Annotated in this window: 17 protein-coding genes; 13 read left to right on the top strand and 4 right to left on the bottom strand. The window is 37.8% G+C overall.

The genetic code is table 11. The features are described 5' to 3' along the window. Nucleotide 1: 1 nt before the first annotated feature. From N7931_RS10260 to N7931_RS10250, 3 genes are all read right to left on the bottom strand, one after another. Nucleotides 2–2110: a methyl-accepting chemotaxis protein gene (locus tag N7931_RS10260; RefSeq protein WP_262793852.1), complete on the bottom strand. Its 2109-nt coding sequence runs from the start codon at nucleotides 2108–2110 to the stop codon at nucleotides 2–4. Nucleotides 2111–2168: 58 nt separating this feature from the next. After that, nucleotides 2169–3227 (bottom strand): substrate-binding domain-containing protein, encoded by a 1059-nt coding sequence (locus N7931_RS10255; protein ID WP_262793851.1) that lies wholly within the window; start codon nucleotides 3225–3227, stop codon nucleotides 2169–2171. A 133-nt stretch (nucleotides 3228–3360) separates the two neighbouring features. Continuing rightward, nucleotides 3361–4581, bottom strand: coding sequence for an EAL and HDOD domain-containing protein (locus tag N7931_RS10250; RefSeq protein ID WP_262793850.1), 1221 nt, complete (start codon nucleotides 4579–4581; stop codon nucleotides 3361–3363). 216 nt (nucleotides 4582–4797) lie between these two features. On the opposite strand from N7931_RS10250, the gene rssA reads away from it, so the two are divergent. The 7 genes from rssA (at nucleotide 4798) to N7931_RS10215 (ending at nucleotide 12218) form a co-directional block, all read left to right on the top strand. Further along, nucleotides 4798–5736: a patatin-like phospholipase RssA gene (gene rssA, locus N7931_RS10245; protein WP_262793849.1), complete on the top strand. Its 939-nt coding sequence runs from the start codon at nucleotides 4798–4800 to the stop codon at nucleotides 5734–5736. Next, nucleotides 5733–6374, top strand: coding sequence for a paraquat-inducible protein A (locus tag N7931_RS10240; RefSeq protein WP_262793848.1), 642 nt, complete (start codon nucleotides 5733–5735; stop codon nucleotides 6372–6374). Before rssA ends, N7931_RS10240 begins: the two co-directional genes overlap by 4 nt. Next, nucleotides 6335–6955: a paraquat-inducible protein A gene (locus N7931_RS10235; protein ID WP_262793847.1), complete on the top strand. Its 621-nt coding sequence runs from the start codon at nucleotides 6335–6337 to the stop codon at nucleotides 6953–6955. Before N7931_RS10240 ends, N7931_RS10235 begins: the two co-directional genes overlap by 40 nt. Nucleotides 6956–6975: 20 nt before the next feature. Beyond that, nucleotides 6976–8625, top strand: coding sequence for an intermembrane transport protein PqiB (gene pqiB / locus N7931_RS10230; RefSeq protein WP_262793846.1), 1650 nt, complete (start codon nucleotides 6976–6978; stop codon nucleotides 8623–8625). Continuing rightward, entirely contained in the window at nucleotides 8622–9152 is a 531-nt protein-coding gene (locus tag N7931_RS10225) for a membrane integrity-associated transporter subunit PqiC (RefSeq protein ID WP_262793845.1), read from the top strand. The genes pqiB and N7931_RS10225 overlap by 4 nt, the downstream gene beginning before the upstream one ends. 125 nt (nucleotides 9153–9277) lie before the next feature. Further along, nucleotides 9278–9829, top strand: a complete 552-nt coding sequence (locus N7931_RS10220; RefSeq protein WP_262793844.1) for a YfiR family protein — start codon at nucleotides 9278–9280, stop codon at nucleotides 9827–9829. 91 nt (nucleotides 9830–9920) lie between these two features. Beyond that, entirely contained in the window at nucleotides 9921–12218 is a 2298-nt protein-coding gene (locus N7931_RS10215) for an EAL domain-containing protein (protein ID WP_262793843.1), read from the top strand. On the opposite strand, the gene ald is transcribed toward N7931_RS10215, so the two are convergent. Continuing rightward, a complete protein-coding gene (gene ald / locus N7931_RS10210; protein ID WP_262793842.1) occupies nucleotides 12207–13295 on the bottom strand; it encodes an alanine dehydrogenase in 1089 nt (362 codons plus the stop codon). The two genes, N7931_RS10215 and ald, sit on opposite strands and share 12 nt — an antisense overlap. Before the next feature lie 181 nt (nucleotides 13296–13476). Here ald and N7931_RS10205 point away from each other — a divergent pair, with 181 nt between their 5' ends. The 6 genes from N7931_RS10205 (at nucleotide 13477) to N7931_RS10180 (ending at nucleotide 20097) form a co-directional block, all read left to right on the top strand. Then, entirely contained in the window at nucleotides 13477–16191 is a 2715-nt protein-coding gene (locus N7931_RS10205; protein WP_262793841.1) for a DNA translocase FtsK, read from the top strand. A gap of 3 nt (nucleotides 16192–16194) precedes the next feature. Further along, nucleotides 16195–16812 carry an outer membrane lipoprotein chaperone LolA gene (gene lolA, locus N7931_RS10200; RefSeq protein ID WP_262793840.1) on the top strand — a complete coding sequence of 206 codons (618 nt, stop codon included), beginning with the start codon at nucleotides 16195–16197 and terminating at the stop codon, nucleotides 16810–16812. Beyond that, nucleotides 16796–18145 (top strand): replication-associated recombination protein A, encoded by a 1350-nt coding sequence (locus tag N7931_RS10195; protein WP_262793839.1) that lies wholly within the window; start codon nucleotides 16796–16798, stop codon nucleotides 18143–18145. Before lolA ends, N7931_RS10195 begins: the two co-directional genes overlap by 17 nt. Beyond that, entirely contained in the window at nucleotides 18138–18527 is a 390-nt protein-coding gene (crcB, locus tag N7931_RS10190) for a fluoride efflux transporter CrcB (RefSeq protein ID WP_262793838.1), read from the top strand. Before N7931_RS10195 ends, crcB begins: the two co-directional genes overlap by 8 nt. A gap of 25 nt (nucleotides 18528–18552) precedes the next feature. Next, nucleotides 18553–19848, top strand: coding sequence for a serine--tRNA ligase (gene serS / locus N7931_RS10185; protein WP_262793837.1), 1296 nt, complete (start codon nucleotides 18553–18555; stop codon nucleotides 19846–19848). 108 nt (nucleotides 19849–19956) lie between these two features. Next, on the top strand, nucleotides 19957–20097 hold the full coding sequence (locus tag N7931_RS10180; protein WP_262793836.1) for a hypothetical protein: 141 nt from the start codon (nucleotides 19957–19959) through the stop codon (nucleotides 20095–20097). Nucleotides 20098–20185: the final 88 nt, after the last annotated feature.

Here is a 20185-nt window from a genome sequence, read left to right as displayed (position 1 = left end):
TTTACACTTTTAGCCGGTTAAGTTGCTGGTCTAAACTCTCAACTGCATAATGGCTTTGCTGAGCCAGTTGAGCGGATGTTTTAGCCAGTTCAACTAATTGATTTGCGGCATCGCCGACTTCGGTTATTGAACGGCTGATATCTTCGCTCACCATGCTTTGTTCTTCAGCAGCGGTGGCAACTTGAGTGGTGTTTTCATCAATTTGACGAACCTGAGAAACAGCGGTAACTAAACTTTCAAATGCGGCTTGGGTATCTGTGACTGTCGCTTTCATTTGAGTGCGGCTCAAATTAAGTTGATTAACTGCTGTTTCTACTTCTTTTTGTAGGTTCTTAATCAGTACATCAACTTCTTCGGTGGATTCTTGGGTGCGGGCGGCTAAGGTTCTGACTTCGTCTGCAACCACTGCAAACCCTCGTCCCATTTCACCAGCACGAGCAGCTTCAATAGCCGCATTTAACGCTAGCAAATTAGTTTGCTCGGCAATGGCTCTAATGGTTGTTAAGATGCCAAATATATCTTGAGTTCGCGCCGAGACTAAACCAACTTGCTCTGTGGTTAAGGTCATTTCCTGATCTAATTTATTAATGCTTTGGGTATTTTTATCTAGCATTGATTGGCTTTGGCTAATGCTCACATTGGCTTGCTGAGCTAAATCTGCGGTATTTTGTGCAAGCTGTGCGACTTCTGTGGCGGATGCTGCCATTTCTGTCATGGCAGTAACAACACTGTCGAGTTTATGTTGTTGTAAATGTGATTGGTGATCAACCGCTTTGGAGTTGGCGCCAATATCATGAGAGACATCCAATAAAGTATCTTTTTGCGCTTTCATCGCGATAATCATTTCGCGTAATTTAACAACAAATAAGTTAAAGCCCTCGGCCAATGCTTGCAATTCGGCATGTTGCTGGTTGGGTAATCTTTGTGATAAATCACCTTCGTTTGAAGAAAGTTCATCCATTCTAAGTGCAACTTGTTTGATTGGGCGCACTATGCTTTGAATTAACAAACCAATTAATAATACGGCAATAACAATGGCTAAAACCCCGATGCTAATAAGCGCAATGGCCGACTCATTAACTTCTTCTTCCAGCGCCAAATTAAGATCGGTCGCCGGTTTTAATACGGTTTTTTGATCAATACTGATAATAGCTGTCCAGACATCGCCAACCTGATTGACATTTATAGATGAAATAACATACCAAGTACCATTTTGTTCAAAAAAACCGGTTTTTTGGCTTAACTCTGCTAATTCGGCTGAAGATTTTTTAAGTGGATTGGCAACCGCTTTTGGAAATAAAGTAGAGGCAACAGTTAAGCCTTTTTGGCTTACAATGGTGATATTACCAGCACCATCATAGATAGATTTTTTCATTTGTTGTAATTTTTGCTGGATAACGGGTAAATTAATATCTATTCCAACTAACCCTAAAAACTGATTATTATATTTTATTGGCGAAGTAAAAGTTGTCATTAAAACCTGATTACCTTCACTAATTTGATACAGGTAAGGGTCAAGCAGGCAAGGTTGAACAGATTCATAAGAGCACAAATACCACTCAGCTTCTCTGACACCATTATCATCTGCTGTGGTTAAATATTTTTCATTTACATTTTGAGTGGGGTAAAAAACAAATTCATCAGTTTCTCTAACCCAATAAATGTCCAGAGTGCCTGTATTTGATGCAACAGACAGATCATTAACATAATTAATGTCAGCATTATCATAACCATTGGCTTCAAACTGAGCATACATAGCACTAATATCGGGGTTAGACTTTAATGCACTGAGTGTAATATCTTTGACTTGCTGTCGGGTTAGAGGGGAGCCAGAATTTTGTATGGCAGTGTTTTCTAACTGTTTTGCTAATACCAGAGTGGAGGAGATTGCTTTATTAAGGAAGGCACTAATTTGTTGCTGAGTTAAATCGTTAACCGAAGATAAAATATGCTTCGCCTGTTTAGTTAAAGCCGATGTCATACTTTGTTCAGCAAATATTTGGTTATGGTTGAGGCTGCGTCCTGAAAACCAAATTAGAATAGCCATTGAGGTAATAAATATAATCACGACAGCGAGTATTAGTTTTAGTTTTAAGCTGTGTTTTTCCATTTAAATCATTCCAAGTTATTGGTTTTATTTTAATCATAGACAAGGAATATCAAAGACGCTAAAAATGGTTAATTAAAGATTCAACGGTTAAAGGTTTTGGTTGTTCAGCCTTTAAATAAGGCGAATAATCTGCTGTTCTCCACTTTTTATTTTTAATAAAATCTAAATAAGCAGATGCATTATCTTGGATAATTAATTCAAAGGGTATGGTTTCACTTTGAGTAAATTTGTTGATACCGTTCTCGTAATAATAAATATATTGTAAGGCTTTACTACCCATTAAAAATGCGCCACCAACTAGAGCTGTTAATTCACCACTCTCGACTTTTTCTATTGCTTCTGGTAACCAATCAAAGCCACCAATGGAAATATAATGATTAGCATGTAGTGGATGTTTTTTTAACTGGTGTAGGGTTTCTAATGCCATCTGGGCACTGGCACACCAATAAGTATTGGTATTTGGATAACGCTCAACTACTTTGTCAAAACGTTCTGCAACTAATTTTCGTTCAAAATTCATTTGAAAAATTTGATTCACAAAAATATTTAATTGTTTATTCTCGGTTTTTAATAACCCTTTATTTCTATTCTCTGATAATGCATCGTGAACACCACTAAAGCCAGTAATATAAACTGGCTTTTCGGGTAGGATTTGCCTGTAGCTCTTGATCAAAGTATGCGCTAATAATTCGCCAGCTTGAGTTTGAGCGTAATCAATTACTCCAAGCCAATATTTAAATTTTTCACCCGGACCACCAGCCTCTAGTTTTTGATTACCAGTGAGTACTTGCTCTAAAGTAATAAATTTTACTTTTTTATTTTCTAAGAATTTAAAGGTATGTAAACCAGCATTGATAAATGGTCGATACACCAAATAGTCAGGCTTGGCGTCAGAGTTGACTATACGAGTAATGACGTCTAATTGAGTAAATCTATTGTTTGCGATGTGAATAATATCGACTTCGTAAGGCGTTTGCTTAGCTATTCCTCTAATATTATCAGCAACATAAAACCAAAAAGTATGCTCTTCATAAGATGGTAAGACAAAAGTAATTTTAATCGCATTTACATAGGTGGAGTAGAGCAATAAAAATAGGAAAGCAAAGAACCGGAACATAATACTTATCTCCTGACAGAGTAGGCACAAACCCAAACCTGTATTTTTAGAGTTGTATTTGTTCTCTAATTTATAGTTAATAACGGCTTTAAACGCTAGTCAAACCAGACAAGTTTGAACAAGGGTTACTTTATTAATTAGCAATTTTTGCCGCGTGCTCACTAGCCCATTGAATAGCTGTATTATAAAACTCCGGTACTTGGTCCGGTTCTAAATCAAGCTTGTTTATGAGTAAGTTAGCTTCTGTCCATTGAGCTTTTTCATAATGTTCTACTAGGCTCAAATAGTCAGCTATGATCCCTTTTTTATTAATCAAAGCATTTTTAATATCTTCAGATAAAGGTAATTTATTCATTACACTTTCTACTGGCTCATCTAAAATGGCATCAATGACGGATAGCATCCCACTTAAAAAAGCTGTTGAAGGGTCTCGCAATTGAGCATGATGTTTGGCTATCGCCTCACAAAAATTAGCTCTAGACATAGATAATCGGACAAGCTCAATAGGTTTAGTTGTATTTATTTGAGCTGCAAATAATACAGCTAAAAACTTTTTAAGCTCTAATTGCCCAAGAACAACAATTGCCTGTCGTATGGTTTCTATGTCATTTCTGCGTTTGAAAATGGCTGAATTTGCGTATCTGAGCAATTTAAAGGATAACGTGACATCACGCTGAAAAATATCAATAATAGTGTCTAAATCTATTTCAGGCTTAGATGATTCGTATAGGAGTTCAGCTAAGCTTAATTGAGAAGGTGCTAAGGCTTTACTTTGCATCATTTCAGGTTCACTGAAAAAATATCCCTGAAAATACTTAAAACCTAATTCTATAGCGGCATTAAATTCTTCATAGGTTTCTACTTTTTCAGCTAATAGATCTATTGGGTAAGCACTGGCAGCTTGTTTGATTTCTAATATTTGCTCAGCAGATGATGCTCTAAGATCAACCTTAATTATGTCGACATAAGGAAAAAAGTGAAGCCAGACCGGGTTGTGCTCATAATCGTCTAAAGCTACTTTATAACCCGCATTTTTCAGCTCAATAACACTTTGTAATAATTTTTTTGTTGGTCGTGCGTTTTCTAAAATCTCAACAACCAGCTGATCATTAGGTATGAGTTGAGGGTAGCCTTTGATAATAAGTTCATCTGAAAAATTAATAAATGCAGGGTGATGATCTGTGAAATCTTCAAGCCCTAGATTAAACTGACTTCCTTCTATTAGCTTTGAGGTAGCCTGATCACCATCTATATTTGGGAATGCATTTATAATGCTATCTCTGAATAAAAGCTCGTATGCAAATAATTCTTTATTTTTATTAAAGATAGGCTGTCTTGCTGCGTAAAAAAACATCTTTTATTCCATGTAAAGCGGTTTATTTTTATTGTAGTTAATAAAAAATATATTAGGAGACTACGTCATAAATAAATATTTGCAGGCTGGTTCTTATATATCAAGATTTTTAGCTGACAAATTGATAATCTAATTTTATTTTGGCTAAATCAAGTGTTTTGTTAAATAAAAAAATTTGATGAGCTTAGTTTGTTAATTTTTTGTAAGGGGTGAAAAATGCAAACAACTAAAAAAGCTAAGCTAGGGCTTGCGCTTGGTAGTGGCGCCGCTAGAGGATGGTCACTAATAGGTATTTTAAATCAGCTTAGTTTAATGGGATTAAAGCCAGATTTAGTCGTGGGTTGCTCAATCGGTTCTCTTGTTGGAGCTGCTTATTGTACTCAAAGGCTCGAAGAGTTAGAAACTTGGGTGAGAACTTTAGATACTTGGCAAGTTATTCGTTTATTAGACTGGGGAATGGGACAGGGAGGTGTTGTATCTGGTGGACGTTTATTTTCCCAATTAAAGGCAACTATGGGGGCAACTAAAATTGAAGACTGCACTACTGAATTTGCAGCTGTTGCCACTGAACTTTATACCGGGCGAGAACATGTATTTAATGAAGGCTCTTTATTAGATGCAATTCGGGCTTCTTGTGCGATTCCGGGGGTTTTAGCGCCGCAGTTTATTAATCAGCACTGGATGATTGACGGTGCTGTTGTCAACCCTGTTCCGGTTTCTGTATGTCGCGCTATGGGAGCAACCCATGTGATCGCAATAGACTTAAACTCAGGAAAACCACAGCCTTTGACTAATCCTCACGATGTTTTGTATAAAGATGCGACAGAAGAGAAAGTGCAGGAGCAACCTAATAAATTTCAAGATTTATTAGGTAATAGCAAAAATTTTATTGAAAACATCATTAAAAAGAGAAATTCTGGCGGCCCATCAACTCCTGGTTTTATGGCTGTTGCAAATGGGGCAATTGATATAATGCAAAATCGCATTACTCGTAGCCGTTTAGCCGCCGATCCACCAGATATTCTAATTCAACCTAAAGTTGGACATATTGGTATTATGGAGTTCAATCGAGCAGAAGAAGCAATTGAGATAGGACAGTCCTCTGTTATTCAAGTGGCTCATTTATTGGACGAATACGTGGGTATTTTTAAGTGAAGCAATATACCGCCTGTGAACATTGTGATTATTTATTAAATGCCCCCGTTTTGAGTCATAATGAGTGTGCATTTTGTCCACGTTGTGGACACAGAGTAAGTCACAGGCCTAAATATAGCTTACAGTTTACTTTATCATTTTCGATCGCATCTATATTTTTATTTATTTTGAGCAATACGTTTCCATTTTTATCAATTGGTGTTCAAGGGCAACAAAATGAAATGCTGTTATGGCAAGCCAGCTTTGAATTTTGGAACCATGGACAGGAGTTGCTGGCTGTTTTAGTCTTTTTTGTAGTGCTTTTGCTTCCTTTCCTTTTATTAATTGGTCTGGTTTATATATTGTGGCCAATGATATTTATGCGTAGTTTACCTATTGGAACTTGCTGGATCGCACGTTATATTTTTAAGTTGAAAAGCTGGAGTATGGTAGATGTTTATTTAGTTGCTGTTTTAGCCAGTTTAACTAAGCTAGCTTCAATGGCAAATATTGAATTTGGAATTGGTTTATGGGGCTATATTAGTTTTAGTATTTGTTTATCCTCAGCCCTAGCTAATTTAGATAGACGTAGGTTTTGGCAATATTTGGAAAAAGTAAGATGTCACGAGAGATTAAAACAGCAAAATCAGCCAACCTAATGCTGTGTTTATGTTGTCATCATTTAAATCCAACTTCAGCTCTGCGTTGTGAAACTTGTGATGAGCCTGTGTATATTAGAAGAAGACGCTCTTATGAGAGAACATTAGCTTGGTTATTAACGGCTATGATTCTGTATGTTCCGGCCAGTATATATCCTGTTATGACAACAATTGCGTTCACACGTAGTCAACCGAATACTATTGTTGGCGGGGTAATAGAGTTATGGCAGCAAGGTTCTTACTTTATTGCTTTAGTTATCTTTTTTGCCAGTGTAGTGATTCCGATAGCTAAAATTTTGGTTTTGGCTTGGCTATGCTTTTCTCTTAAAATTAAACTGAAAACACATAAAAAAGAACGCACAGTGATTTATAAGTACACTGAACTGATAGGACGCTGGTCGATGATAGATATTTTTGTGGTTGCAATTTTAATGGCTTTATTACAGTTAGGCGGTATTTTAATTGTTGAGCCCGGTATAGCTGCATTGGCTTTTGCCGGTGTTGTTATTGCAACCATGCTAGCAGCAGAGGCGTTTGATCCTAGATTAATCTGGGATACTCAGGATGAAGACCATCATTAGATGTAAACTTTAGGAGCAAAATGAATAATCCTATTATAAAAAAGCAAACACGTTTATCGTCAGTTTGGATTATTCCACTGATAGCGATTGTTGTAAGTCTATGGTTTGTTGTGCAGCATTATATGCAACGTGGTACCGAAATTGAAATACGCTTTGAAAGTGCTGAAGGGATTGAAGCTGGTAGAACTTTAATTAAAACACTCAATGTTGAAGTTGGGGTCGTTACTCAGGTCGAAATTAATCAAGATCTGAAAACTGTCAGGGTATTGGCGAGAATTAAATCGCAAGCTGAGGATTTGTTACGCCAAGACTCTCAGTTTTGGGTGGTTAAACCCAGAGTTGGTTCAAAAGGTATTTCCGGTTTAGGGACTTTGCTATCGGGTGCCTATATAGAGCTGGAGCCGGGCAATGATTATCCTGGGAAAACCAGTTTTATTGGCTTAGAGAACCCTCCATTAACACCAGCTAATAAAAAAGGCTTAAATATTTATTTAATTAGTGATTCTGCAGCGTCATTAAATGCGGGTGATCCAGTTCTATTTAAAGGGTTTGAAGTTGGACAAGTAACACAAATTGAAATTTTAAACGCAAGCCAGCTTAAAACTAGCTTATTTATTGAATCGCCTTATGACAAAATGGTTACAAGCCATACCCGATTTTATAATGCGAGTGGAATTTCATTACACATCAATGCGCAAAGTGTTGCCATGCATACTGATGCGATGGAAACAACGCTAACTGGCGGGATAGCATTTGACTTGCCTAAATTTGCTAAACCCGGGCGGCAAGTTGTTGATGGAACTGAATTCACCTTATATGCAGACAGACAATCTATTGATAAGCATCCGTATCAATATTCAGCTGATTATTTACTATTGTTTGACCGTTCAGTTAGAGGGCTCAATGTGGGTGAAGTGGTTGAATATCGAGGCATTAAAGTTGGTAGCGTAATTGATATTGATTTTAAATATTTGCCAAAAGAGCAGTTTGAGCAAGCACAAAACCCTAAAGTACCGGTTTTAATTAGAATAGATCCGGGCAGAATGATAGATGAAGATGGTCCTAAATCGGCCGATAAATTAACCAAACTACTTAGAACCCACATTAATCGAGGTTTAAAAGCTGCACTAAAAACTGGAAGTTTGGTAACAGGGCAAAGTTTTATTCAGTTAGATTTTTATCCAGATCTGGCCGCCGGCACAATGCAAAAAGTTGGGCGTTATCACAGTATTCCAACCACTGCGGATGATTTAGATAGTTTAATATCAAATATGACAGCTTTTACACATAAGCTGAATCAATTGCCACTTGAACAAAGTGTTGAACAAATTAACCAAACTTTGGCTGGGGTGAATAAAACCGTTAGCTCGTTGGAGCAAACGGTTAACAGTTTAAATAAGCTGGTGCAGTCAACTGATAATTTTGTTGGCTCAGAGGCATTAAACGAGTTGCCGGTTAAATTAAATCAGTTAATTGAAGCGACACAAACCAGTTTAAATAATTTAACCTCTGATTCAGGGTTAACTAATGAATTAAATAATACATTATTGAAATTAAAATCAACGCTTAATAGTGTACAGCGGGCTGCCGATAAAGTTGAGCAAAAACCGAACTCAGTTATTTTTGGGGCTGATAAACACTCAGATTTAATTCCTGGGAGTGATAAATGAAAAGAAAATTAGGCTTACTCGTCGTTATTTTTAGTTGTTTTTTGTTCGGCTGTGCTTCTGAGCCCCCTCAGATTAAGTATTATCTTTTGCCATACCAATCTTTGGAACAGACTACATCCAATATTCAATTAGAGATTAATGTTGCTGAATATTTGAAACAAGATTCACTGGTTATTGAAAATGAGCAAAGCGAGTTAACATTCGCTCATTATCATAGATGGGCAGAGCCTCTTGAGTTATTAATTCATCGCTATATGAGCAAGCAACTTTTAAAACAGCTAACAGTGCCTCAGCGTTTAGATAAAACTAAACTGATTATTGAAATTGAGCGTTTATATGGTTCGGTTAATGGGAAAGTCTATTTATCGGGTTATTGGTGGATTGAAAAACACCAAACAGACGGAATCGAACGGCATTATTTTAATTTTCAGCAACCACAGTTAGAAGCTGGTTATAGAAGTTTTGTCGACTCTACCGCTGATCTATTAACTCGACTAGCAAGCCAAGTAAACCATGAATTAAATTAACTTTTATCTTCAATTTTTTTAAACCAGCTAGTAACAATTAGGGTTGCTTGCTACACTAAGTGGATTAAAGATTAGAAACATTTAGATGGATTTTGTAGTCGTTTCAGCTTATTAATGGATAAAGGATGAAAAGTAGGCGTATTTTTACAAAGATACAATTAATTATTTTATTGCTGCACTTTATATTTGTGCCCTTTGCACAAGCTTTAATTAATCAGCCTGATGAAGAAAGCCTCCGGGCTGCGATGGTAATTGGTATTTTAAGATATACTCAATTGCCCTTAACTGATAATGACAGGGAAATTGAAGTCTGTACTGTTGGTTCTCCCTTTGTTGAAGCTAAGTTGAGTTCGGTGATATCTGGACTAAGGGTGAATCGTAAACAGTTAAGATTAACTAAATACGAAAAAAGCATAGATGACACAGTTAAATGTCATGTCATTATTAGTGGTGAAAATACAAACCAAAAGCTCTTTGAAAACTATTTGAGTGCTAGCTTACAAAAACAATTGATTGTATGTGATGGGTGCGCTAGTGGCTTAAGTTTTTCATCTATAGAAATCTATAAAAGAAACAACGGTATAGGGTTTAAAGTTAACTTAAAGCAAGCCAAAGATAATAACGTTGTATTTAGCTCCTCGTTATTAGAATTGGCTGGCGAGATTAAGGGCAAATAACATGCAACAGCCCCGACAATCCTTGAAGTTGTCTATTATAAAACGTTTAGCTTTGGTTTTATTGCTATGTTTTATAACTGTGGGTAGTGTTTTGTCTTACGTTGAACGTGAGTTAGTAAAAGATAAATTATTAACTGATTTAAATGTAATCGCTGAGATTTTAGCTAATCGAACTACAGTTGCTCTAGTCTTTAATGATCAAAATACAGCAACGGTGAATTTATCTGCGGCTAAATACCATCCAGCTATCGAACAAATTTGTTTATATAATCAGGAAGGAAATTTCTTTGCTGAGTTTTCTACTCACCCTCAACTACAGCAATGTCAGAATCAAACAACTTTAACTGTACGCTCTTTTCATCAATTTACAGAGGATAGCTTAACTTTTTCTTTGCCTGTGGTTGAGCATGATGAACTAATTGGTATGTTAGTTATTCAATCTAACTTGGATTATGTTACAACCACGCAAACCTATGTTTTAGCTATGCTTTCTGCTGTTTTGGTGATTGCTTTATTAACTATTTATGTATTAACTGAACATTTTTTAAAGCGAGTACTTGCACCTTTACAACAACTCCATAGTACCGCACTCAGTATTACTCAAAATGTATTTTCTGAAACTAGAGCAAAAAAAGTTAAAAATGATGAGGTTGGTGCTTTAGTCGATGTATTTAATAATATGTTGAATAGCTTGGCTAAAGAGCATAATAAGTTACAAATATCAGAGCAGAGATTCAGAACTTTAGCCGAAAATGCACCTATAGGAATATTTTTACGTGATCAAAACGATGACTATCTTTTTGTAAATCAAAAATGGCAGCAAATGACCCAATTGCAATTGCCACTTAATATTCAAGATTATTTCCAGCAAATTGAAGCATCAGATTTATCCCGTGTTGTTCACACACTTGATGATAATAGAGAAAATATCCAACCCAAAATTGTAGAATATCAATTTTGTTCTAATAGTGGGCAGGTTAAAACTTTTTTAGAGCAACTTGCACCTGTACAGCTTGAAGCTAATGGGTTTACCGGCACGATTGGCTCTTTATTAGATGTAACAGAATTAAAACAAGCACGGGCTGAACTCGAAAAATTAGCTTTTCAGGACCCTCTAACAGGTTTAGCTAACCGTCGCTTTTTTAATGATCATTTACAGCTAGAAGTGGCTAATGCTGCAAAATTAAAACAAACTATGGCAGTTTTGATGCTGGACCTGGATCACTTTAAACGAGTAAATGATAGTTTAGGGCATGAAGCTGGGGATATGCTTTTACAAACAATAGCGAATAAGTTAACCCGGCTAGTTTCTTCTGAAGATCTAGTTTCACGTATGGGCGGAGATGAGTTCATGATTTTAATCCGTGATGCTTCAGTATTGCCAAAGTTAGATAAGCTTATTCATGAAATGCTGGCGAAATTAATTACTCCAATGGAGCATCACTCTCTGCTGGATGTTACAGCTTCTATCGGTATTGCGGTTTATCCTAAAGATGGGCAAACCGGCATGGAGTTAATCCGTAATGCAGATATTGCGTTATATAAGGCTAAAGATTTTGGCCGTAATCAAGCCGTTTATTTCAGTTATACGCTAGATGCTGAAATAAAAAATAAAATTCGTTTAGAGCAAAAACTGAAAAAAGCTTTGACTAGTGGAGTCATACAAGTTTATTTACAGCCTCAATATAATACTATTTTAGGGCGATTTTATTGGGCTGAGGCTCTGGTGAGATGGATTGATGAAGAAGATGGTTTTATTCCACCGGATGTATTTATTCCATTAGCAGAAGAAACCGGATTAATTCATGAGTTAGGCCTGCTAGTATTAAAACAGGTGTGTATACACTTAACCAACTCTCAAGGTATTTTAACGAGTTTAGGCATTGAAGGGATTTCAGTTAATTTATCCGGCAGTCAGTTTTTTGCTAAAAACTTTTTGTCTCAGGTTAATGATGTGATTGCTGAATATCAAGTTTCACCAAAGCAGCTTGAATTTGAGTTAACTGAGTCCGTGTTAATGGAAAATACCACCCAAGCTATTGATGTAATGCAGCAGTTAAGAGCGCTGGGATGCCGCTTATCGGTGGATGATTTTGGCACGGGTTACTCATCACTGGCTTATTTAAAACAGTTCCCAATTCATTGTATTAAAATTGACCGCACGTTTATTCGGGATATTCCGGCCGATCAGCAGGATGTGGAAATCACCAGTGCAATTATTGCAATGGCACAAAAGCTTGGGCTTGAGATAATAGCCGAGGGAGTTGAAAGTCAGGCGCAAAGTGACTTTTTATTAGCTCAAGGCTGTTATTGTATTCAGGGTTACTTTTACGCTAAACCTATGCCTGTAGAGTCATTAAAAACACTGTTGGCTGAATCAAATCTTTAACCCAAAACTTTCAGCAATATCTGGATGACAAATTTTATTCTGGCGAATATTAATACCAGAATTTAATTCGTTAAAAGTATTGCAAGCTTGGGTTAACCCTAAATCAGCAATCGCTTTAATATATTTAAAGGTGGCATTATTGAGCGACTGAGTCGCTGTTAAAGGCACTGCACCCGGCATGTTAGCAACACAATAATGCACAATATCATCGACTATATAAGCTGGGTTTTGATGTGTAGTTGGTTTAGAGGTTTCAAAACAGCCACCTTGATCAATAGCAACATCGACTAAAACAGCCCCTTTTGGCATTTGTTTGAGCCAGCTTTTAGGTAAAATTTGAGGGGCTTTTTTACCCGGCTGTAAAACCGAACCAATGACTAAATCGGCCGATAAAACTGCGGCTTTTAAATTAACCGGATCAGATAATAAACAAGTTACTTGAGTCGGATATTGGCTTTTAATTAATCTGAGTTTTTCTATATTGGTATCTAAAATTGTTACATTTGCTTGTAAACCTAATGCCATTTGCAATGCATTTTGGCCAACAATACCAGCGCCTATAATAACCACATGCGCGGGAGCAACACCAGCTAAACCGCCCAATAATTTACCCATGCCACCTTGTGCTTTTTCAAGCATGTGAGTACCGGCCTGAATCGATAATCGTCCGGCAATTTCAGACATTGGATAGAGCAAGGGGAGTTGGCCATTAGCCAGTTCAATGGTTTCGTAAGCAATACAAGTTGCACCGCTTTGAGTTAATGCTTGTGTCAGCGATTGGCTGGCGGCAAGGTGTAAAAAAGTAAATAAAATATGTTTGGCGTTAAGTAATGCATATTCACTTGGCTGCGGCTCTTTTACTTTTACGATTAACTCAGCTTGTTGATAAAGCGCTGCCTGATCAACTATTTTAGCTCCGGCAGTTAGATAATCCTGATCTGTTATCTGAATGCCGCTTGCTGCATTATGTTCAACCCAAACCTGATGTCCATTTTGACAAAGTTGCTCAACATACTGAGGCAATAAACCAACTCTGTATTCATTGTTTTTAATTTCTTTAGGAATACCTATTTGCATACCGACTCCACTGAATAATGGTTTATTTAAATTTAAGTTTAGGTGAAATAAGATAAGATTTTAAAAATCATTTAAAGATGGATCACAATAACTGCTTAACAAGGATGTGAATTTAACTCAATCCTGTTTAGAATAGGACAGTCAGATTGGGCAGTAGATTCAACAAAGGTATAAAAATAGTTTGAACGGTATCAAGCAAAAAGAATCATTAACAGGTATCCAGCGGTTGCTCGAAGTCGGGCTTATTACGTTTGCTGGTTGTGCTTTATTTACACTTATTTCATTGGTGTCATTTAATCCGCTCGACCCAAGTTGGAGTCAGTCTGGTTATGATGTGCCAATTAATAATTTAGCGGGTGCTGCAGGTGCATGGCTGTCTGATTTATTATTTTTCTTTTTAGGGTTTATTGCCTACACAGTGCCAATTGCGACAGCTTTTTTAGGCTGGGCTATTTTTCAGAAAAAACCAAACTTTTTTGAAATTGACTTTTTAGCTTTAGGCTTAAAAATAATTGGATTTATTTTATTACTGGTTTCAACTACCTCGCTTGCGAGTATGAATTTAAGTAATTTATTTGATTATTCATCCGGTGGTTTACTTGGTGATTTAATCAGTGAATCTTTATTACCTTACTTTAATTTTGTCGGTACGACTTTATTATTACTCTGCTTTTTTTGTACTGGGGTAACGTTATTATTTGGCGTTTCATGGCTGTATTTAGTCGATAAAACCGGTGAATATTTAATTGAAGCTGGCCGTTTTATCTGGCAAAAATTACAAGCTTTAAGTAAAGGTGAATTGGGTTGGACTAAAGATAAACAGCAGGATGATCATTTAGTGATTGAATTAGATGATGATCCGCAAGAAAAAGCTCAACTAGCCGAGCACAATAAAGCTCACACTGCTCAAATTAGTTATCAGCAAAATAAAGACGCTGAGCTGGCCAATGACTTTTTTAATCAGTTTAGCCAAAGCCAACAACCCGCCGATGCTGAAGAAATGACTTTTTCTGCTGAAGAATCTATCGCCGCGGATAAAGCCCGTCATCCAGAAGAAAAAACTAATACGATTAGCAAATGGTTTAAGCGCGATAAAACCGAATCTCAGCCAGCAACTCAAAATTCAGCTAAAGACGAAACGTATGCAGAGCCAGTGATAGGGGATTTACCTGAACTGGACGATGACGAAATGCAAACCCGCTTACCTTTGGAACAAACACAAAATACACCAAAAGCGGATCTGCAAGCCAAAACCGAATTTAAACCTGAGCCGCAATCTAAACCAGATTCGACACAAGCTCAGGCTGAGTCATCACCGGCTAAAACGGTATCGCCAATGCAGCAGCAATTAAATGACTTAATTAATGCCAGTGCTGAGCAGCCACAAAAGCCAACGACTGTTTTGCCTTCGTTTGAGTTACTAGACAGACCAGACAAAGCTGCAAATCCAATTACCCAAGAAGAAATGGATGCGGTAAGTCGTTTAGTTGAAGCTAAATTATTAGACTTTGGGGTTGAAGCCAGAGTAGTTGGCATGTACCCAGGGCCGGTTATTACCAGACTCGAACTGGATTTAGCGCCTGGGGTAAAAGTGTCTAAAATCACTAATTTATCTAAAGATATTGCGCGTTCATTATCCGCAGTGAGTGTGCGGGTGGTTGAAGTGATTCCGGGTAAATCTTATGTCGGTTTAGAGTTACCTAACAAGCACAGAGAAATTGTGCGTTTATCTGAGGTGATTGAAGGCGAAGAGTTTGAAAAAGCGAAATCTCCGCTCACTATGGTATTAGGGCAGGATATTGCCGGTAAACCTGTGGTGGTTGATTTAGCGAAAATGCCGCATTTATTGGTTGCGGGGACAACAGGTTCGGGTAAATCTGTTGGGGTGAATGTGATGATTTTAAGTTTGTTATATAAATCCACTCCTGAAGATGTTCGCCTGATTATGATTGACCCTAAAATGCTTGAGTTATCGGTTTATGAAGGCATTCCGCATTTATTATGTGAAGTAGTCACCGATATGAAAGAAGCGTCCAACGCGCTGCGCTGGAGTGTTGGTGAAATGGAACGTCGTTATAAACTGATGTCTGCGTTAGGTGTTAGAAACATGAAAGGGTATAACGCCAAAATCTTAGACGCGAAAGAAAATGGCAATCCGATTCGAGACCCACTATGGAAACCGGGCGATAGTATGGATGAAGAAGCGCCATTTTTAGAAAAACTACCAGCAATTGTGGTGGTTATTGATGAATTCGCCGACATGATGATGATTGTTGGTAAAAAAGTTGAAGAATTAATTGCCCGTATCGCGCAAAAAGCACGTGCCGCCGGCATCCATTTAGTATTAGCGACACAAAGACCGTCGGTTGATGTGATTACCGGTTTAATTAAAGCAAATATTCCAACCCGAATGGCGTTTCAGGTGTCTTCTAAAATCGACTCCCGAACCATTTTAGATCAGCAAGGGGCTGAAACTTTATTAGGTATGGGTGATATGTTGTACTTACCTGCCGGAACCAGTGTCCCGACCCGTGTGCATGGCGCATTTGTTGACGATCATGAAGTTCATGCTGTGGTTGCCGACTGGAAAGCGCGTGGAACACCTGTGTATATAGAGGATATATTAAGCGGGGATTCATCTGAAGATGCTTTACTACCGGGAGAGCAGGCCGAAATGATGGCGGATGAAGAATCTGATCCTTTATATGATGAAGCGGTTGTTTTTGTTACTGAAACTCGAAAAGTTTCAGTTTCAAGTGTGCAACGCAAATTCAGAATCGGCTACAATAGAGCCGCTCGCATAGTGGAACAAATGGAAGCCACAGGTGTCGTAACATCAGCAGGTCATAATGGCGCGCGTGAAGTATTAGCTCCGCCGCCCCCGAGATTGGATTAATAAATGATTAAAAAAATAGTTTTTACTTTTGCATTATGTTTCAGTCAGTTTGTCGCGGCAAATCCGGCAACTGAATCGTTAAAACAAAAATTAGCAGATTTATCTGGGTTTAGTGCTCAATTCAGCCAGCAAGTTACCGATGTTAATAACCAAGTGGTGCAAAGTGCAACTGGCTATGTTGAGCTAATTCAACCGGATAAATTTAAATGGGTCACCGCAGAGCCTAATGAAAATACATTACAATCAGATGGTGAAACTGTCTGGTTTTATGACCCATTTGTTGAGCAAGTTACTGCAACTTGGTTAAAAGACACGGTGCAGTCTAACCCTATTTTATTATTGTTAAAGCCAGAGTCAGACGCGTGGCAGCAATATTTAATTAAACAAAATTCTGCAAACGAGTATGTGATTTTAACAACCGATGAGCAAGCGCATGTTGCTCAGGTTAAATTAACTCTCAAGGATAATGCTTTGGCTGAGCTAGCAATATTAGATAAACAAGGCCAAACCAGCCGCTATCATTTCAGCGAATTTGTGACTAAAACCAGTCAGGATTTTGAAAATGGACATTTTACTTTTGAATTACCCGAGGGTGTTGAGCTAGATGACCAACGCCGCTGATTCGGGCTTATTTGACAGTGTAAATGCTCCACTGGCCGCACGTATGCGGCCAGTTAGTTTAGACCAGTATATTGGTCAATCTCATATTCTTGCCAAAGATAAACCTTTATATAAAGCAGTAACGGCCGGACGAGTGCACTCATTAATTTTATGGGGGCCACCGGGTACAGGAAAAACAACGCTGGCTGAGTTGATTGCACGTTATGTTGATGCGCATGTTGAACGCTTATCGGCGGTAACAGCCGGTGTAAAAGATATTCGCGCTGCGATAGATTCTGCCAGATTAACCGCTCAGCAAAGTGGTCGTAAAACGGTATTGTTTGTTGATGAAGTGCATAGATTTAATAAATCACAGCAAGATGCATTTTTGCCCTTTATTGAAGATGGCACAGTTATTTTTATTGGTGCGACCACTGAGAATCCCGGATTTGAGTTAAATCGTGCTTTGCTTTCAAGAGCGCGGGTTTATTTATTACAAAAACACTCAACGGAAGAGTTAATGGCTTTGCTGGCGCAGGTTAAACAAGATCCATCACGAAGTGGCGATGCCGCTAGCTTAACCTTTGCCGACAAAATTGCAGAACAATTAATTGATTATGCTGCTGGCGATGCGCGTCAGTTATTAAATCAACTTGAAATTTTAACCGATTTAATTGAACCAAATGAACAAGGTGAGCGTTTGGTTCTACAGCAGCACATTGAAACTTTATTGCAATATCGGGTTGTGGCCGCTGATAAAGGTGGCGATCTTTATTATGATTTAATCTCAGCTTTTCATAAATCGGTTCGCGGCTCAGATCCAGACGCTGCGCTTTATTGGTATGCCAGAATGTTAAGTGCTGGAATTGATCCTTTATATGTGGCGCGCAGATTATTGGCGATTGCATCTGAAGATATTGGCAATGCAGATCCAAGAGCGATGCAAATTGCATTAAATGCTTGGGATTGTTTTACCCGAGTAGGACCTGCCGAAGGTGAACGGGCAATTGCGCAAGCCGCAGTTTTTATGGCTTGTGCTCCAAAAAGTAATGCTGTGTATACCGCATTTAAAGCCGCGCTTAAAGATGCCCGTGAACTGCCCAGCTATGATGTACCTTATCATTTAAGAAATGCACCAACGGCAATTAATAAATCGTTAGGTCATGGTGCTGAATACCGCTATGCCCATAACGAAGATAACGCTTATGCTGCGGGCGAAGTTTATATGCCGGTAGAGCTTAAACAGACGCAATATTATTTTCCGAGTGAGCGCGGACTTGAGAAAAAAATTGGTGAAAAGCTTGCATATTTAGCTGGATTAGATGCTAACAGCGAGCAAAAACGTTATGAATAGTGCAATGACTTATGTATTTATTGGCTTAGGTGGCGCTTTTGGTGCATGTTTGCGATATTTTCTGTCGCAATTAATGCTTGTATGGTTTGGGAAAAGCTTTCCGTTTGGTACACTACTGGTCAATGTAATAGGTTCACTATTAATTGGTTTGTTATATACCCTGATAACCCATGGTTATTTTCAGTTGGTGCCTTGGAAAACCTTTATCGGCATTGGTTTTTTAGGTGCGTTAACAACCTTTTCTACTTTTTCAATGGATACTTTATTACTGGCTCAACAAGGTGCGTGGTTTAAAGCTGTGCTGAATGTATTGTTGAATGTGGGTATTTGTTTATTTGCTGTTTGGTTAGGTAGTAAACTAGCCGGCATAAAATTTAACTAAAATTTAAGAGATATTTGGATAAATAATGTTAGATCCTAAATTTTTACGTAATGATTTAGCGCAAACTGCACAGCGCTTACAAGATCGTGGATTTGCGCTGGATGTTGCGCAAATTGAGCAATTAGAAGAAAAACGCAAAGCCTTGCAGGTAAAAACAGAGCAACTACAAAACGAGCGTAATGCGCGCTCCAAATCGATTGGTCAGGCAAAAGCCAAAGGCGAAGATATTGCGCCTTTATTAGCCGAAGTTGGTAATTTAGGTGAACAGTTAGATCAAGCCAAAGTTGAGTTAGCGGAAGCATTAGAACAGTGGAATCAACTGGCATTAAGCATTCCTAATCTGCCGGATGAGTCTGTACCTGTTGGTAAAGATGAAAATGATAATGTTGAAGTGAGCCGGTTTGGCGATATTCCAGCATTTGATTTTGCCGTAAAAGATCACGTTGATTTAGCTGAAAGTTTAAATAAAGGTCTGGATTTTGAAAGTGGTGTTAAATTATCAGGCTCTCGCTTTGTGGTTATGCGTGGCAAAGTTGCCCGCTTACACCGAGCTTTAGCTCAATTTATGTTAGACCTGCATACAGAGCAACATGGTTATCAGGAAGCTTATGTACCTTATTTAGTTAACGCTGATAGTTTATATGGCACGGGTCAGTTACCTAAATTTGGTGAAGACTTATTTCATACTCAGGCTGAAACTGAGCATGGTTATGGTTTAATGTTAATTCCAACGGCTGAAGTTCCATTAACTAACTTAGCGCGTGACGAAATCTTTGAAGAAGAGGATTTACCGGTTAAATTAACCGCACATACCCCATGTTTTCGTTCAGAAGCCGGTTCTTCAGGTCGTGATACCCGTGGTTTAATTCGTCAGCACCAATTTGATAAAGTTGAGTTAGTTCAGTTAGTGAAAGCAGAAGATGCATTTGATGCATTAGAAAGCCTAACTCAAGACGCAGAAAAGGTATTACAACTATTAGAGTTACCTTACCGAAAAATGGCTTTATGTACTGGCGATATGGGATTTGGCTCAACTAAAACTTACGATTTAGAAGTTTGGTTACCGGCACAAAACTGTTATCGAGAGATCTCGTCGTGTTCAAATATGGGTGATTTTCAGGCACGCAGAATGCAAGCCAGAGTACGTCGTAAAGGTGCGAAAAAACCGGAATTATTACATACATTAAATGGTTCTGGTTTGGCTGTAGGCCGTACTTTAGTTGCGATCTTAGAAAATTATCAGCAAGCTGACGGTTCAATTAAAGTGCCGACTGTTTTACAAAGTTATATGGGCGGATTAACTGTTATTTCAGCTGAATAATTAAATTTTGGTTAGTTAGAATTTTATTATTTAATTTTTTAATATTTGTGATATAAAACGGAATTAATAACAATTGATTCCGTTTTTTATTTTTAGTGGTATTAAAAAATGAGTAGTAGAAGTTCAGTTAATAATGATCCGGTTAAACTCTTTTTAAAATTAGTCTATTGGGGCTTAATAGGTGCAATTGGTTGTAGTGTGTTGTACTTAGGTTTTCAGGCTTATTTATTGTGGTTCTATAATAATTAACCTCAACTCGGGTTAAGGTGTATTCTAACTAATTGAATTATTTAACCTTATAATTCCACATGGTTTCTAACGAGAATTTTTTTGTGCG

The sequence above is a fragment of the Catenovulum sp. 2E275 genome (genome assembly GCF_025515275.1).
Taxonomy (GTDB): Bacteria; Pseudomonadota; Gammaproteobacteria; order Enterobacterales; family Alteromonadaceae; genus Catenovulum.
Note: the sequence above shows the minus strand (reverse complement) of the source record. Positions and strands in the feature narration are given on the sequence as shown.